The organism is Microbacterium sp. 3J1, assembly GCF_001049495.1.
GTDB lineage: Bacteria > Actinomycetota > Actinomycetes > Actinomycetales > Microbacteriaceae > Microbacterium.
The window spans coordinates 123,775-139,249 of record NZ_CDWI01000009.1; the positions used below are offsets into that span (position 1 = coordinate 123,775).

Here is a 15,475-nt window from a genome sequence, read left to right on the forward strand (position 1 = left end):
AGGAAGCGAGTCGGGCGCCGGTCAGAAGCCGGGGATGAGGGTGATGAGGAGGTCGATGAGCTTGATGCCGATGAATGGCGCGATGACCCCGCCGAGGCCGTAGACGAGCAGGTTGCGCTGCAGGATCTGCGAGGCGCTCGCCGGCCGGTACTTCACGCCCCGCAGCGCGAGCGGAATGAGGAACACGATCACGATGGCGTTGAAGATGATCGCGCTGGTGACGGCGGATGCCGGCGAGTGCAACTGCATGATGTTGAGCACCGCGAGCCCGGGGAAGACGCCCATGAACATCGCCGGGATGATGGCGAAGTACTTCGCGATGTCGTTCGCGAGCGAGAACGTCGTGAGCGCGCCACGCGTGATGAGCAGCTGCTTGCCGATGCGCACGATGTCGATGAGCTTGGTCGGGTCCGAGTCGAGGTCGACCATGTTGCCGGCCTCCTTCGCGGCCGACGTTCCGGTGTTCATCGCGACGCCGACATCGGCCTGAGCGAGTGCCGGCGCGTCGTTGGTGCCGTCGCCGGTCATCGCGACGAGGCGTCCGCCCTCCTGCTCGCGCTTGATCAGCTCGAGCTTCTGCTCGGGGGTGGCTTCGGCGAGGAAGTCGTCGACACCCGCCTCCTTCGCGATCGCGGCGGCGGTCAGCGGGTTGTCGCCCGTGATCATGACCGTGCGGATGCCCATGCTGCGCAGTTCCTCGAAGCGCTCACGCAGGCCATCCTTGACGATGTCCTTCAGGTGCACGACGCCGAGGACCCGGCCCTCCGGAGCGTCCACCTGGCTGGCGATCGCACGATCGGCTGGCTGGGCGTCGGCATCCGTCCCGCCATCCGTGCTCCGACCAGCCATCCGGACGGAGGACGGGCCGGCGGACGTGCCCGAGGACGTGCCGGAGGACGGGCCGACGGACGGGCCGACGGACGGGCCGGAGGACGTGCCGACGGACGTGCCGGAGGACGTACCGACGGACGTACCCGCGGCCCGCTTGACGGCGACCACCAGCGGCGTGCCACCGCTCGACGCGACGCCGTCGGTGAGCGACGTCAGCTCGGCATCCGTCTCGTGTCCGAGCCACGCGGCGATCGCCGACCCGGCACCCTTGCGGATCTCCGTGCCGTCGGCGAGATCGAGCCCGGACATGCGGGTCTGCGCGGTGAAGGGCACGATGACGGCATCCGCCGGTTCCTCGACACGGATGCCGTGGGCGGCCGCCAGCTCGACGATCGAGGCTCCTTCGGGCGTGGGGTCGGCGAGCGACGACAGGGCCGCGAGTCGCAGCAGCTCGTCGGCGTCCACTCCGGTGAGCCGCAGCACCTCGTGGGCGCGGCGGTTGCCGTAGGTGATCGTGCCGGTCTTGTCGAGCAGCAGGGTCGTGACGTCGCCGGCGGCCTCGACCGCGCGGCCCGACATGGCGAGCACGTTGCGCTGCACGAGACGGTCCATACCGGCGATGCCGATGGCCGACAGCAGGGCGCCGATCGTGGTCGGGATCAGGCAGACCAGCAGGGCGATGAGCACCGGGATGCTGGCGGGCGACGCCGCGTACGAGGCGATGGGGTTGAGCGCGAGCACGACGATGACGAACACGATCGACAGGCTCGCGAGCAGGATGTTGAGCGCGATCTCGTTGGGCGTGCGCTGGCGGCTGGCTCCCTCGACGAGGGCGATCATGCGGTCGACGAACGTCTCACCGGGCTTCGAGGTGATGCGCACGACGATGCGGTCCGACAGCACACGGGTGCCACCGGTGACGGCGCTGCGGTCGCCGCCGGACTCGCGGATCACCGGGGCGCTCTCGCCCGTGATGGCCGATTCGTCGACGGTGGCTATACCTGCGACGATGTCGCCGTCGCCCGGGATCAGCTCGCCCGCCGTGACGATCACGACGTCGTCGCGCTGCAGTTCGGCCGACGAGACCTCGACCGTCTCGGAGCGCTCCGCCGTGGCATCCGTGGCGCCGTCGTACCGGACGACGCGTCGGGCCATCGTGCTGGTGCGGGTCTTGCGCAGGCTCGCGGCCTGCGCCTTGCCGCGGCCTTCGGCCACCGACTCGGCGACGTTGGCGAACAGCACCGTCAGCCACAGCCAGATCGCGATGCCCCAGGTGAAAGGAGCGGGCACGGGGGTTCCGCCCGAGTCGGCGGGGCCGCCGAGGAACGGCTCGGCGATCGCGAGCACGGTGGTGAAGGCGGCACCGACCCAGACGAGCAGCATCACGGGGTTGCGCACGAGGGCTGCCGGGTTGAGCTTGCGCAGCGCGCCGGGAAGCGCCTGCGTGAGCTGCGCCCAGCCGAAGGAGCGGGGGTGCGCCGAGGTGTCGGATGCCGCAGCATCCTGCTGTTCCGACGGAGTCTCCGCGGGAGTGGTGATGAGGGTCATGTCAGACGAGTCCTTCAGCGAGCGGTCCCAGTGCGAGCACGGGGAAGTAGGTGAGTGCCGTGATGATGACCGCGACGGCGGTGAGGAGGCCGACGAACTGCGGTCGGTGGGTGGGCAGGGTGCCGGTGTTCTCGGGCACGCGCTGCTGAGCGGCGAACGAGCCGGCGAGGGCCAGCACGAGCACGATCGGGAGGAACCGACCGAGCAGCATCGCGATGCCGAGGGCGGTGTTGAACCACGGGGTGTTCGCGGTCAGGCCGGCGAAGGCGGAGCCGTTGTTGTTCGCGGCGGAGGTGAACGCGTAGAGCACTTCGCTCATGCCGTGCACGCCGGGATTCAGGATGCTGGTCGCCTCGACGTCGGCCCGGATGCCGGGAATCGCGAAGCTCAACGCGGTGCCGGTCAGCACGAGGGTCGGGGTGACGAGGATGTACAGGCTCGCGAGCGTGATCTCCTTGGGACCGATGCGCTTGCCGAGGTACTCCGGGGTGCGGCCGACGAGCAGTCCGCCGACGAACACCGCGATGATGGCGAGTACGAGCATCCCGTAGAGACCCGAGCCGACGCCGCCGGGGGCGACCTCGCCGAGCATCATGTTGAGCATCGGCATCATGCCGCCGAGCGCCGTGTACGAGTCGTGCATCGAGTTGACCGCGCCGGTCGATGTCAGCGTGCTCGCGCTGCCGAACAGTGTCGAGCCGAGGATGCCGAAGCGCACCTCCTTGCCCTCCATGGCCGCCCCCGCGAGTTCCGGAGCGGTGCCGCGGCCCGCGAGCTCGAGGGCCGAGAGGGCGAAGGTCGAGACCACGAAGATCGTGCCCATGACGGCGGCGATCGCGTAGCCCTGGCGGTTGTCGCCGATCATCCGACCGAAGGTGCGGGGGAGGGCGAACGGGATCATGAGGATCAGGAGGATCTGCAGCAGGTTGGTCCAGCCGGTCGGGTTCTCGAACGGATGCGCCGAGTTGGCGTTGAAGAATCCGCCGCCGTTCGTGCCGAGGAGCTTGATCGCCTCTTGCGAGGCGACGGGTCCGCCCGGGATGCTCTGGGATCCGCCCGAGACCGTGGTCACGTCCGTGAAGCCGGCGAAGTTCTGGATCACGCCGCCCGCGATGAGGGCGAGGGCGCCGAGAAGGGCGATGGGCAGCAGGATGCGACCGAGGCCGCGGATGAGGTCGACCCAGAAGTTGCCGATCGTCGACGAGCCGCGACGGGCGAATCCGCGGATGAGTGCGACCGCGACCGCGAGTCCCACCGCGGCGGAGACGAAGTTCTGCACGGTGAGGCCCGCCAGCTGCACCGTGTAGCCCATGGTCTGCTCGGGCGAGTACGACTGCCAGTTGGTGTTGGCGACGAAGGAGGCGGCGGTGTTGAACGCCAGACCCTCGGGAACCGCGGGGAGCCCGAGCGAATGCGGAAGGAATGCCTGCAGCCGCTGGAGGCCGTAGACGAGCAGGAGGCCGACGACCGAGAACGCGAGCACGCCGCGGGCGTATGCCCGCCACGTCTGCTCGGACGCGGAGTTCACGCCGATCAGGCGGTAGACGCCGCGCTCGATCTTCAGGTCGCGGGGCGAGCTGAAGACGTGCGCCATGTAGTCACCGAGCGGGCGGTACAGGAGCACGATCGCGACGATGAGGACGGCGGCCTGGAGGACCCCGAACCAGATGTCCGCGCCGCCCATCAGAACTTCTCCGGGGCGACGAGGGCCACCACGAGGTAGACGACGGCGGCGACCGCGAGGGCCGCGGCGATGATCTCGAACACGATCATGCCCGTGCCTCTCCATTCAGCGCGTCGCGCTGAGCGGAGCCTCGGGCACGGGGGCCCGTTCGCTCCACCCCCTTGGCGACGAGGGAGACGAGGGCGAACAGCGCGAGAGTCAGCGCGATGTAGATGATGTCGAGCACGAGACTCGATACAACTCCCGTGCGGGGCGTCGTTCTGCGATCCTCACGCTTTGCCTACGGCGGTGGGTGAGGATGCATGCGGGATGCTCACGCGGCGGGGTCGGGCGGCCCCGGGGTGCTGCGGCTGGTCGCCGGCTAGTGGCCCCGCGAGCGGCTGGCCCAGAGGAGGCCCCGCTCGACGATGGTGCGGACGTTCGGGTCGCGCAGCACCGCCGGTTCGTGCCCGGGTGTGGCGACGAAGACCCGCCCTTCACCCCACTCGCGGGTCCATACCGCGGGCGACGTGAGGGGCCGATGCCACGGCTGATCGGGACGAGCCGGATGCGTCGTGGTCGCCAGCACGTCGCTGAGGTCGTCGTGGAGAACCCAGTACTGCTCGGTGGTCAGCTCGAAGTCGTCGATCCCGCGGGTGATCGGGTGCTCGCGGCCGAGCTCGGTGATGTCGATGGTGTGCGTGACGAAGCCGTCGGTGCCGTCTCCGCGCCGCTCGCGCTGCGCCTTCGCGGGATGCTCGACGAACTGCCCGCCGACCAGCTGCAGGTAGCCGGTGTGCGCGCGATACGAATCGACGATTCCGCCGTGCCAGCCGGCGAGACCAGTGCCTTCTGACACGGCTGCGCGCAGCCCCCGGAGCGCGGGTTCGGAGATCTCGCCCATGGACACCGCCTGCACGATCAGATCGACGTCGGCCATCGCGACGGCATCGGCGTAGACCTCTGGCGACTCCTCGACGCGCACGGTGTGCCCGTGGGTCTCGAGGAAGGGGATGAACATCTCGGTGGTCTCCACCGGGTGGTGCCCCGGCCAGCCGCCGCGGACGATCAGCGCCCGGCGCGAGGCGGTCATTCGCTGCGCCCGTTCTTGCCGCGCTCACGGGTCCCGGAGGAAGCAGCATCCGCCCTGGTCCACTCCTCCGCGAGGATGCCGTAGTTCAGTCCGTCGAGCCATTCGCCCGACCGGTGCAGGGCGGTCTTGCGGCTGAACTCTTCGCGCCGCATGCCGAGCCGCTCCATCAGCCGCCAGGACGGCTCGTTGTCGGCGAAGCATCCGGCGTGCACGCGTCGCAGCCCGAGGGGTCCGAAGCAGACGTCGATCACCGCGCGGATCGCCTCGGTCGCGTAGCCGCGGCCGGTGAAACGCGGGTCGAGCACCCACCCGAGCTCGGCCTCGACGCCGTTCGCCTCCTCGGCGACCTCGAGCTGCGCCCAGCCGTCGCCGATCTTGATCATGACGTCGCCGATCGGCACCGCCGCGCTGTCGCCGACGGGCAGCAGCTCGACGATGTGCATGGCGGCGAGCCGGTCGGCGTCGAGGTAGCGCTCGCGGAACGCGTCGAGCGTGTCCGGTGCGAGCCCCAACCAGCGGTTGACCTCGGGCAGGCGCCGCCACTCCCACATCGCGTCGATGTCGGGCTCGGTCATCGGGCGGATCAGCAGACGCTCGGTGCGCACGGGCCAGACATCGGAGGCGGTCATGAGCACAGCCTACGGAGCCGCTGCGTTTCGGTTGCGTCGTGCCGCTCCGGTCCAGTTGGCACCTGTGGTCGGTGTGGGTCGCGAATTGCGACGCCAGGTGCCAGGTGCACGCGCAGCGCGTGGGTTCAGTTGGCACCTGTGGTCGGTGTGGGTCGCGAGTTGCGACGCCAGGTGCCAGATGAACGCGCGGTGTGCGGCTCCGCCCACCACGCTCAGCTCTCGGGCGGACCCTCCGGCCGGTGGGCGCGCCGCCCGTTGACGACGACCGGCCGTCCGGCGCGCTCCTGCCCCGGCAGCGGGCGCGAGCGGCGACCGTAGATGAGCTCCGACGAGTCGAGCAGCCACGGCACGAGCGTGATCGAGACGCCGTGCACGAGCATGAGCTGATTGGCCAGACGGCGGGCTCGCCGGTTGTGCAGGAACGTCTCCCACCAGTGCCCCACGATGTACTGCGGCAGATACACGGTCACGACCGACGAGCCGTGCTTCTCGCGATACTGCTTGATGAACTGCGCGACGGGCTGCGCGAACGACCGGTACGGCGACTCGACGATCACGAGGGGGATGGGCACGAGATGGTCGCGCCATTCCTTCTGCAGCGGGGCGACGTCATCGGATGCCACGGCGACGTGCACCGCGATCGTCTTGCCGTGCTTCGCGGCGACCGCGTAGTCGATCGCCTTCACGACCGGCTTCTGCAGCCGGTTCACGAGCACGATCGCCAGGTCGCCGGTCGCCCCGAACCTCGTGGTGTCGTCGATCGCGATCTCGTGCTCTACGTCGCGGTAGTACCGCTTCACGCCCATCATCAGGAAGGCCAGCACGGGGATCGCGAAGAACACGAGGTACGCGCCGTGGGTGAACTTCGTGATCGTCACGATGAGCAGGACGGTCACGGTCATCGCCGCGCCGACCGAGTTGATGAGCAGACCGAGCTTCGCCGAGCGGCGCTCAGACCCTTCGGCGGGGCCTCGGAGCACCCGCCGCCAATGCCGCACCATGCCGATCTGCCCGAGCGAGAACGACACGAACACGCCGATGATGTACAGCTGGATGAGGGTCGTCAGCTTCGCCTGGAACACCACCAGCACCACGATCGCCCCGATCCCCAGCACGATCATGCCGTTCGAGAAGACCAGGCGGTCGCCGCGGGTGTTCAGCGACTTCGGCGCATAGCCGTCGCGCGCGAGCACCGAGCCGAGCAGCGGGAAGCCGTTGAAGGCCGTGTTGGCCGCCAGCAGCAGCACGCACGCCGTCGCCGCCTGGATGATGAAGAACAGGATGCTGCCGCCGCCGAACGTCGCCGACGCGATCTGCGCCATGAGGCTGGGCTGCGGGGTCGAGCAGTCGAAGCCGATGAGGTCGCAGGGGTTCTCGGCGTAATGCACGCCCGAGACGAGCGCCAGAGCGGTGAGACCGGCGAACAGGCAGGCGGCGATCGACCCCATGAGCACGAGGGTCGTCTGCGCGTTGCGGACCTTCGGCGTGCGGAACGCGGGGACGCCGTTCGACACGGCCTCGACGCCCGTGAGGGCCGAGCATCCGCTCGAGAACGCCCGGAGGATCAGCAGGATCACGGCGGCCTGGCCGAGGTCCTCGGAGTGCACGGCGAACTCCGCGCTCGAGGCCACCGGTGCGTCGCCGAGGAACGTGCGGAAGAGGCCCGTCACGATCATGAAGCCCACCGAGCCGATGAACACGTACGTCGGGATCGCGAAGACGAGCGACGCCTCGCGCACGCCCCGCAGGTTCACGATGATGATGAGGATCACGAAGCCGACCGCCAGTTCGACGCGCAGGGGGTCGAGGCCGGGCACGGCGGAGATGATGTTGTCGACGCCGGACGACACCGACACGGCGACCGTCAGCACGTAGTCGACGAGCAGCGCCGCGGCGACGATGACGCCGGGGATCTCGCCGAGGTTCTTCGACGCGACCTCGTAGTCGCCTCCGCCCGAGGGGTAGGCCTTGATCAGCTGCCGGTAGCTGAGCACCACGACGATGAGCAGCACCACGACGGCGACCGCGACGAGGGGTGTGAAGGAGAGGAAGGTGAGTCCGCCGATGAGGAGGATCATCACGAGTTCCTGCGGCGCATAGGCCACGGAGCTCAGTGCGTCGGAGGCGAAGATCGGCAGCGCCATCTTCTTGGGGAGCAGCTGATCGTCGACCTGTTCGCTGGTCAGCGGGTCGCCGATGAGGATGCGTTTGGCGAGCGGAGGAGCATCCGTGTTCGCGCGGGTTTCGTCTGACACGTCGGGCGACATTACGCCCGCTGACGCTTCCCTCACGCGATCCTCACGGAATCCCTACGGGCGGATGCGGGTCCCTTACGGAATCCTCACGGCCTCCCCGTCGGCTCCTTTCGGTCCGGGTGTCACCCGGTGTGCCGACGCGGCATGTACCACTCGGTGAACTCCGTCGCCCTGCCTTCGGCATCCAGTCGCACGATCCAGAGATTGACGTAGTCGCGCTCGGCCGGATACTCGGTGCGACCCTGGATCGCCACGAAGTCGTCGTGCTCGTGGAGGATCGCCCACTCGAACGTCCAGGTGCCGGGGTCGTCGAGGTCCTCGAGCCAGCCGTCGACGATCGCCTGCCTCCCGACGCGCGGCTCCGCATCGGGGCTCGTGAGGTACCGGGCGTCCTCCGTGAAGAGCGCCCCGATCTGCTCGGGGTCGTTCGACCGCCATGCCTCGATGTACGCCTCTGTCCACTTCTCGCCTGCGCTGGTCATGTGCTCCGTTCTAGACCGGGCACGGATGCGGGTCAAGGGTCATGCGCGTCCTGCGCGACGCGGCATGACCCATCGCAGATCCACAGCCCATTCCGATCACGGACGGATAACGTCGGATCCATGACGTCCCTCCAGGTCACCGACGACGCGATACAGCAGACTCGGGAGCTCCGTGACGAGTTCCAGCGATTCCTGAGGGAGTACGAGTTCGGGATGCGCGAGGTCGAGACCAAGATCGGGATCCTGCGCGACGAGTTCACCCACCACCACGCGTACAACCCGATCGAGCACGTCAAGAGCAGGCTGAAGACGCCCGACAGCATCGTCGAGAAGATCGCGCGCAAGGGCATCGCCGAGCCGGACTTCGAGCGCATCCGGTCGGAGATCACCGACATCGCCGGCGTGCGTGTGACCTGCAGCTTCGTCGCCGACGTGTATCGGCTGTTCGACCTGCTCACGGCTCAGGATGACGTGACGGTGCGCACGGTGAAGGACTACATCGCGACGCCGAAGGAGAACGGCTACAAGAGCCTGCACGCGATCATCGAGGTGCCCGTGTTCCTCTCGACGGGGGCGCTGTCGGTGCCGGTCGAGGTGCAGTTCCGCACGATCGCGATGGACTTCTGGGCGAGTCTCGAGCACAAGATCTACTACAAGTTCTCGAATCAGGTGCCCTCGCATCTCGTCGAGAGCCTGACCGATGCCGCCGAGGCCGCCGCGGAACTGGACAGCCGGATGGAGCGCCTGCACCGCGAGGCGCACGGCGTTCCGCAGCGGCAGTTCGCTCCGCCGCCCCCGCCGCACATCGTGCAGGTCTGACGCCGGCCGGTCTGTCTGCGGTGTCGGTCGTGCCGCGTGCAGGATTCAGCAGAGAACGGCCGTTCCGGGGCGATCGGGTGCCCGCAGAGCGGGGTGCCGGCCATCCGTGCTGAATTGTGTACGGGGGTGCCGACGCACTGACCGTGTTGCGCGCTGCCGCGCCGGGCTGACACCATCGGCAGGTGGCCAGAACGATGGAATCCCGCCCCGCGGACGTGGATGCCGGGCACGCAGCAGATCTCGACGAGCTCGTCGGCATCGATCGGGGACGCCAGCTCTGCGAATGCGACCACGGCGACGACGAGGCCTACGCGGCGTGCGGACGTAAGGCGAAGTGGCGCGTGACCGTCGACTGCGTGTGCGGTGAGAACCACCCGCGCACCGTCGAGATCCTCTGCTCGCGCTGCATGCGCACCCTCCGCCAGTCGCACGGACGCGAGGCCATCACCGTCCGTCCCCTCTGACGCGGCATCCGATTCCGCCGCCGCTCCGAACAATCCCTGACCGGGTGTCGGCGAACGAGGAGCAGACCATGTCACAGCGGAACACGCCGAGCGGCACGCGCGGCCACTTCATCTTCTGGGCTGCGATCGCGGGCGTGATCAGCGGCGCGGTCTTCCTCGCGACCGCCGAACTGTTCGCACTGATCTTCGCGCGGGCAGCGAGTCCGATCCTCGCCGTCGGCGGATTCGTCATCGACATCGTGCCGCAGCCGTTCAAGGAGTTCGCGATCGCGACCTTCGGCGAGTACGACAAGATCGCGCTGCTCATCGGTCTCGGCCTCGCCGTGGTCATCGCCTCGGCGATCGCCGGAGTGCTGCAGCTCGTCCGCCCGCCGCTCGGCGTGATCGCCCTGGTCATCGCCGGTGCCCTCTCGACCGCCGCGATCGTCACTCGCGCCGGTGTCACGCCGCTCGCGTTCCTGCCCCCCGTGATCGGCACCGTCGCGGGGTCGGTCATCATCGTGGTCCTGGCGCGGCGACTTCGTGCCTGGCGAGCGTCGTCGAGAGCGGCCGGGGCCGCGGCCGTCACGGAGACGGGAGCGGCCGGGGCCGCGGGGGCGGCACCCACGGATGCGGCACCCGCCGTGAAGGATGTCGCACCGGGCGCGTCCGACAAGCCCGCGAAGTCGATGGACCGCCGCCAGTTCTTCATCCTCGCGGGTATCGCCGGTGCGTCTGCGGTCATCGTCGGCGTCGCCTCGCGCGCCGCCACCATGGTGGTGTCCTCCGTCGAGACGATCCGCGACGCCCTCAAGCTCCCGTCGCCCCGCACGAAGGTGACCGTTCCGCAGGGCGCGGAGCTCGACGTCCCCGGTCTCAGCAAGCTCTTCACCCCGAACAAGGACTTCTACCGCGTCGACACCGCCCTGACCGTGCCCACGATCGACCCCGAGACGTGGCGGCTGGTGATCGACGGCATGGTCGACGAGCGGGTGGAGATGAGCTTCCAGGACATCCTCGACATGGGTCTCGACGAGTATGCGATCACGCTGACGTGCGTCTCGAACGAGGTCGGCGGCGAACTGGTCGGCAACGCCATGTGGCTGGGCGTTCCCCTCCGCGACGTCCTGAAGAAGGCCGGCGTGAAGTCCGGCGCCGACATGGTGCTCTCTCGCAGCATCGACGGCTACACCGCCAGCACGCCCCTTTCGGCACTGACCGACGACAACCTCGACGCGATCCTCGCGGTCGGCATGAACGGCGAGCCGCTGCCGCTGGAACACGGCTTCCCGGTGCGGATGGTCGTTCCCGGCCTGTACGGATACGTGTCGGCGACCAAGTGGCTGACCGAGCTCAAGGTCACGACGTTCGCCGACGACGAGGCGTACTGGACGCCCCGCGGCTACAGCGCCGAGGCTCCGATCAAGTTCTCCTCGCGCATCGACACCCCCAAGCTCGGATCCGCTGTCGCGTCGGGCAAGATCCCGATCGCGGGTGTCGCCTGGGCCCAGTCGGTGGGCATCGAGAAGGTCGAGGTGAAGATCGACGAGGGCGACTGGATGCCGGCGACGCTGTCGGCCCCGATCAACGAGGACACCTGGGTGCAGTGGTTCGTGGACTGGGACGCCACCCCCGGAACCCACTACGTGGCGGTGCGGGCGACGAACAAGAACGGCGACCTGCAGATCGAGGAGCGCGCTCCCATCGCGCCGAACGGCTCATCGGGATGGCAACGCTCGCTCGTCAGAGTCACCTGATCCGTGAGCCACGGCATCCGTGTCGGGGTCGGCGACGCGCCGCCCCCTAGGGTGGAGCCATGACATCGCTCCCCGCGTGCGTGATCACCGTCTCGGACCGCTCCTTCGCCGGCGAACGGGAGGATCGTGGCGGCCCGATCGCCGTGGGACTGCTGCGGGATGCCGGGTGGCACTGCCCCGACGCGCAGGTCGTCCCTGACGGTGCCGACTCCGTCGCCGACGCCCTGCGTCGAGCCGTCGCCCGAGGCATCCGGCTCATCGTCACGACCGGGGGCACCGGTGTGAGCCCGCGTGACCAGACCCCGGAGGGGACGCGTCAGGTCATCACCCGCGAGGTGCCGGGTCTCGCCGAGGAGCTGCGACGCAGCGGTCTCGCCGACACTCCGCTCTCGATCCTCTCGCGGGGGCTGGCGGGCGTCGTGGATCCCGCCGGCGCGCTGATCGTGAACCTGCCCGGCTCGACGCGGGCCGTGGCATCGGGTGTGCCGGTCGTGCTGACCGTCGCCCGACACGTGGTGGACCAGACCGACGGAGGAGACCACTCATGAACGAGGTGAAGATCGCTGCGATCTCGGAGCATCCGCTCGACGTCGAGGCGCACCTGACGGCTGTCGACGACCCGAGGCTCGGCGGGGTGACGACGTTCATCGGCCGGGTCCGCGACAACGATCCGGACGCGCAGACGCCCGTGGTCGGTCTCGAGTACAGCGGCCATCCGGACGCGGAGTCCGTGCTCCGGAGCATCGCCGAGAAGGCGGGATCGGATGCCGTCGCCGACGCCCGCGTCGTCGTGGCGGTGAGCCATCGCATCGGCGCCCTGGCGGTGGGAGACGCGGCCGTCGTGATCGCGGTCGCCGCAGAGCATCGCGCAGAGGCGTTCGACGTGTGCCGCGCGATCATCGAGGACATCAAGAGCGAGCTGCCGGTCTGGAAGCGTCAGCTCGAGTCCGACGGCTCGACGTCGTGGAAGGGCATCGGCGGCTGAGGGACCGCGAGCGCTGTGCGTTCCGCGCCTCGCACTCCGCACGTCTCGCACCCTGCGCCTCGCACCTGCGCCCCGAACCTGCGCCCGAACGCCGTGCGCCTTGCAAGGCCGAGTACGCCTCGTGAGGCCGTTTCCGGCATCCGAGGCCTTGCGAAGCGCACATCGCCTCGCGAAGCGCGCGAAGCGCTCGAAGCGCACGCCTCCCCGGACACCCGCGGCGCTCAGCCCCCGGCGAAGGGTGGCAGGACGTCGATGAGCGTCGCGTCGGCGAGCGATCGGTCGTCGTCGCTGCGGACGCCGTCGACCATGACGGCGCAGCGCGGCAGGATGTCGGCGAGGGCCGGATGCTCCGCCACGACCGCCGCACGCAGCTCATCGAGCGACTGCTCGTCGCGTTCCTCGACGTCGACTCCTGCGGCCTCGGCGGCGGCGGCGAAGTAGCGGACCCGGATCACCGCTCTTCTCCCGGCCGCACCCAGTCTCCGGAGCGTCCGCCCGACTTCGCGACGATGCGCACGTCCTCGATGACGACCGCGCGGTCGAGGCCCTTGATCATGTCGACGATCGCGAGTGCGCTCACCGACACGGCGGTCAGCGCCTCCATCTCCACGCCCGTGCGGTCGGCGGTGCCGACGGTCGCCTCGACGTGAACGCCGTCGTCGACGACGTCGAGCTCGACGCTCGCGCGATGCACGCCGATCACGTGCGCGAGAGGCAGGAGCGAGGCGGTGGACTTCGCTGCCTGGATGCCGGCGATGCGGGCGACGGCGAGCACGTCGCCCTTGGGGGCGGTGCCGTCGCGCAGCGCGGCGATCACATCGGCGCTGCAGCGGACGAAGCCCCGTGCGGTCGCGGTGCGCACCGTCGGCTGCTTGGCCGTCACATCGACCATGTGCGCACGGCCGGCGGAGTCGAGATGCGGGAAGCTCATCCGACCAGCATGACATCGATCGGGTCGCCCACGGCCACGGCATCCACCTCGGCGGGCACGACGGCGAACGCGTGTGCGCGGGCGAGACCGCCGGCGAGATGCGACCCCGATCCTCCCGCCGTCGCGGGTCGCACCGTGCGGGCCGACAGGTCGACGATCGCCGGCAGGTACTGACGGCGTCCGGGTGGGGTCGTCCACGCCGCATCCGCGACGAAGGTCGCCCGGGGGCGGTGGATCTCGGCGCGGCCCTGCAGGGCGAGCAGGGCAGGGCGAACGAACACCTCGAACGACACCGCGACACTGACCGGGTTGCCCGGAAGTCCGAAGACGAGAGTGCCGGAGTCGAGCACGCCGAACGCCTGCGGTTTGCCCGGCTGCATGGCCACGCTCGCGAACTCGACCTCGCCGCCGCCGTCGAAAGCGCCGCGGACGGGCTCGTACGCGCCTGCACTGACCCCGCCGGTGAACACGATCACGTCGGCGCCGCGTTCGACCGCCGTCGCGGTGGCCGAGCGCACGGCCTCGGCGTCGTCCGCGACGCGGGCCACGAGCACGATCTCGGCATCCGCCTCGGCGACCAGCAGCTCGAGCAGTGGGCCGTTCGAGTCGGGGATGCGCCCGCGGGTCGCGGGGTCGCCCGGGGCGAGCAGCTCGCTGCCGGTCGAGACCACCGCCACGCGTGGTGCCCGAGTGACCGACACCGGGTCCGCTCCGGCAGCGACGGCGGCCGACAGCTGGAAGGGGCCGAGGCGCTCGCCGGCGAGGACGACGGGATCTCCTGCTCTCAGGTCGGCCCCGCTTCGGCGGATGAAGGCTCCCGATGCGGTCGGCGCCCGCAGCACCTTCACCTCGCCGAGCGAGTCGGCGAGGCCCCCGACGGTGTCCTCGAACGGGACGATCGCGTCGGCGGCGGTCGGCGTCGGGGATCCGGTCATGATGCGTGCGGCCTCACCCGGTTCGAGGGGCGGGTCGTCGGAGACGCCGGCGGGCAGGTCGGCGACGACGTGCAGGGTGACGGGGGCGTCGGCGGATGCCGAGGAGACGTCCGCCATGCGTACGGCGAAGCCGTCCATCGCGGAGTTGTCGAAGAGAGGGATGTCGTGGGCCGCGATCGCGGGTGCGGCGAGCGTGCGCGAGGCGGCATCGCGGAGCGGGCGGATCTCGGGCGGCAGCGTGCGCACGGCATCCAGCACCGTGGCCAGCTGCTCCTCCACCGTGCGCCGGGGGCTCTGCGCGGCGCTCATGCCGCCACCGCCGACCGGATCTCGACCTCGTGCTGTCTGGCGCTGAGCGCGTCGATGATCGCGAGGCGTCCGAGCAGGGGGTCGCCGGCACCCGTGACGAGCTTGACGACCTCGCTGGCCAGCATCCCTCCGACCTGCACGCACAGCGCTCCCAGCACGCCGACCTGCGCGCAGCTGGGCGGTTCGCCCTCGGTGCCGTGGGGGAAGAGGTCGGCGAGCACGACCGGATCGTGGCCTGCCGGCGGAGACGACCAGAACACCGTGGCCTGCGCGTGCCACTCCTGCACGGCGCCCCAGACGAGGGGGATGCCGAGAGCCTCGGTCGCCGCGGAGACATCGCGCCTGGTCGAGAAGGAGTCGCTCGTGTCGACGACGATGTCCGCGTCGGCGAGCAGCTCGCGCGCGTTCGTCGCGTCCAGCCGCGCGGTGTGCGCGACGACGTGGGCCGCCGGGGCCAGGGCGGCGATCGCGCGCGCCGCCGAGCCGGTCTTGGGTGTGTCGATGTCGTCGACGCGGTGGGCGATCTGCCGCTGGAGGTTCGTGAGCTCGACCACGTCGTCGTCGATCACCGTGATCGTGCCCACTCCGGCGGCGGCCAGCGCGAGCAGCACGGGCGAGCCGATACCGCCCGCTCCGACGACCGCGACCCGGGCGGCGGAGAGACGTCGCTGACCCTCCTCGCCGATGCCGGAGAGGACGGCGTGTCTGGCGGTGCGGACGAGTTCGGCCGGGTCGAGCGAGGGCGCGGGGGCGACGAGCGGCTGCATGGCCCCAGGGTATGCCCGTGGTCCGACG

The 15,475-nt window shown here is 69.9% G+C and carries 17 protein-coding genes; 5 read left to right on the forward strand and 12 right to left on the reverse strand.

Features of this window, described 5'->3' with window-relative positions; genetic code table 11:
* Positions 1 to 21: 21 nt before the first annotated feature.
* The 8 genes from kdpB to BN2660_RS07180 all read right to left on the reverse strand — a co-directional run bounded on the left by kdpB (position 22) and on the right by BN2660_RS07180 (position 8,501).
* Entirely contained in the window at positions 22 to 2,379 is a 2,358-nt protein-coding gene (gene kdpB / locus BN2660_RS07150; protein WP_091229272.1) for a potassium-transporting ATPase subunit KdpB, read from the reverse strand.
* A 1-nt stretch (position 2,380) separates the two neighbouring features.
* Positions 2,381 to 4,063 carry a potassium-transporting ATPase subunit KdpA gene (gene kdpA / locus BN2660_RS07155; RefSeq protein ID WP_091229275.1) on the reverse strand — a complete coding sequence of 561 codons (1,683 nt, stop codon included), beginning with the start codon at positions 4,061 to 4,063 and terminating at the stop codon, positions 2,381 to 2,383.
* The gene (locus BN2660_RS07160; protein ID WP_056276367.1) at positions 4,063 to 4,152 is read right to left on the reverse strand and encodes a potassium-transporting ATPase subunit F; all 90 of its coding nucleotides are present in this window, start codon (positions 4,150 to 4,152) and stop codon (positions 4,063 to 4,065) included. The genes kdpA and BN2660_RS07160 overlap by 1 nt, the downstream gene beginning before the upstream one ends.
* Positions 4,149 to 4,289, reverse strand: a complete 141-nt coding sequence (locus BN2660_RS16585) for a hypothetical protein (RefSeq protein ID WP_176697119.1) — start codon at positions 4,287 to 4,289, stop codon at positions 4,149 to 4,151. The genes BN2660_RS07160 and BN2660_RS16585 overlap by 4 nt, the downstream gene beginning before the upstream one ends.
* A 135-nt stretch (positions 4,290 to 4,424) precedes the next feature.
* A complete protein-coding gene (locus BN2660_RS07165; RefSeq protein WP_091229279.1) occupies positions 4,425 to 5,135 on the reverse strand; it encodes a ThuA domain-containing protein in 711 nt (236 codons plus the stop codon).
* The gene (locus BN2660_RS07170) at positions 5,132 to 5,764 is read right to left on the reverse strand and encodes a GNAT family N-acetyltransferase (protein ID WP_091229283.1); all 633 of its coding nucleotides are present in this window, start codon (positions 5,762 to 5,764) and stop codon (positions 5,132 to 5,134) included. Before BN2660_RS07170 ends, BN2660_RS07165 begins: the two co-directional genes overlap by 4 nt.
* A 212-nt stretch (positions 5,765 to 5,976) precedes the next feature.
* Positions 5,977 to 8,031 (reverse strand): APC family permease, encoded by a 2,055-nt coding sequence (locus tag BN2660_RS07175; protein WP_091229286.1) that lies wholly within the window; start codon positions 8,029 to 8,031, stop codon positions 5,977 to 5,979.
* Positions 8,032 to 8,141: 110 nt separating this feature from the next.
* Positions 8,142 to 8,501, reverse strand: coding sequence for a nuclear transport factor 2 family protein (locus tag BN2660_RS07180; protein ID WP_091229290.1), 360 nt, complete (start codon positions 8,499 to 8,501; stop codon positions 8,142 to 8,144).
* 120 nt (positions 8,502 to 8,621) lie between these two features.
* Between BN2660_RS07180 and BN2660_RS07185 the strand changes: the two genes are divergently transcribed.
* The 5 genes from BN2660_RS07185 (at position 8,622) to BN2660_RS07205 (ending at position 12,505) form a co-directional block, all read left to right on the forward strand.
* Positions 8,622 to 9,320 carry a GTP pyrophosphokinase gene (locus BN2660_RS07185; RefSeq protein ID WP_091229294.1) on the forward strand — a complete coding sequence of 233 codons (699 nt, stop codon included), beginning with the start codon at positions 8,622 to 8,624 and terminating at the stop codon, positions 9,318 to 9,320.
* A gap of 182 nt (positions 9,321 to 9,502) precedes the next feature.
* The gene (locus tag BN2660_RS07190; RefSeq protein WP_141651256.1) at positions 9,503 to 9,784 is read left to right on the forward strand and encodes a hypothetical protein; all 282 of its coding nucleotides are present in this window, start codon (positions 9,503 to 9,505) and stop codon (positions 9,782 to 9,784) included.
* 68 nt (positions 9,785 to 9,852) lie between these two features.
* Positions 9,853 to 11,520 carry a molybdopterin-dependent oxidoreductase gene (locus tag BN2660_RS07195; protein ID WP_091229696.1) on the forward strand — a complete coding sequence of 556 codons (1,668 nt, stop codon included), beginning with the start codon at positions 9,853 to 9,855 and terminating at the stop codon, positions 11,518 to 11,520.
* Positions 11,521 to 11,579: 59 nt separating this feature from the next.
* Positions 11,580 to 12,068, forward strand: coding sequence for a MogA/MoaB family molybdenum cofactor biosynthesis protein (locus BN2660_RS07200; protein WP_091229301.1), 489 nt, complete (start codon positions 11,580 to 11,582; stop codon positions 12,066 to 12,068).
* The gene (locus BN2660_RS07205) at positions 12,065 to 12,505 is read left to right on the forward strand and encodes a molybdenum cofactor biosynthesis protein MoaE (RefSeq protein ID WP_091229305.1); all 441 of its coding nucleotides are present in this window, start codon (positions 12,065 to 12,067) and stop codon (positions 12,503 to 12,505) included. The genes BN2660_RS07200 and BN2660_RS07205 overlap by 4 nt, the downstream gene beginning before the upstream one ends.
* Before the next feature lie 221 nt (positions 12,506 to 12,726).
* Here BN2660_RS07205 and BN2660_RS07210 read toward each other — a convergent pair whose 3' ends face one another.
* The 4 genes from BN2660_RS07210 to BN2660_RS07225 are packed head-to-tail and all read right to left on the reverse strand — an operon-like array spanning position 12,727 to position 15,447.
* Positions 12,727 to 12,960, reverse strand: coding sequence for a MoaD/ThiS family protein (locus BN2660_RS07210; protein ID WP_091229312.1), 234 nt, complete (start codon positions 12,958 to 12,960; stop codon positions 12,727 to 12,729).
* The gene (moaC, locus tag BN2660_RS07215; RefSeq protein WP_091229316.1) at positions 12,957 to 13,436 is read right to left on the reverse strand and encodes a cyclic pyranopterin monophosphate synthase MoaC; all 480 of its coding nucleotides are present in this window, start codon (positions 13,434 to 13,436) and stop codon (positions 12,957 to 12,959) included. The genes BN2660_RS07210 and moaC overlap by 4 nt, the downstream gene beginning before the upstream one ends.
* Positions 13,433 to 14,680, reverse strand: a complete 1,248-nt coding sequence (gene glp, locus BN2660_RS07220; protein ID WP_091229319.1) for a molybdopterin molybdotransferase MoeA — start codon at positions 14,678 to 14,680, stop codon at positions 13,433 to 13,435. Before glp ends, moaC begins: the two co-directional genes overlap by 4 nt.
* The gene (locus tag BN2660_RS07225) at positions 14,677 to 15,447 is read right to left on the reverse strand and encodes a HesA/MoeB/ThiF family protein (RefSeq protein ID WP_091229323.1); all 771 of its coding nucleotides are present in this window, start codon (positions 15,445 to 15,447) and stop codon (positions 14,677 to 14,679) included. Before BN2660_RS07225 ends, glp begins: the two co-directional genes overlap by 4 nt.
* Positions 15,448 to 15,475 lie beyond the last annotated feature (28 nt).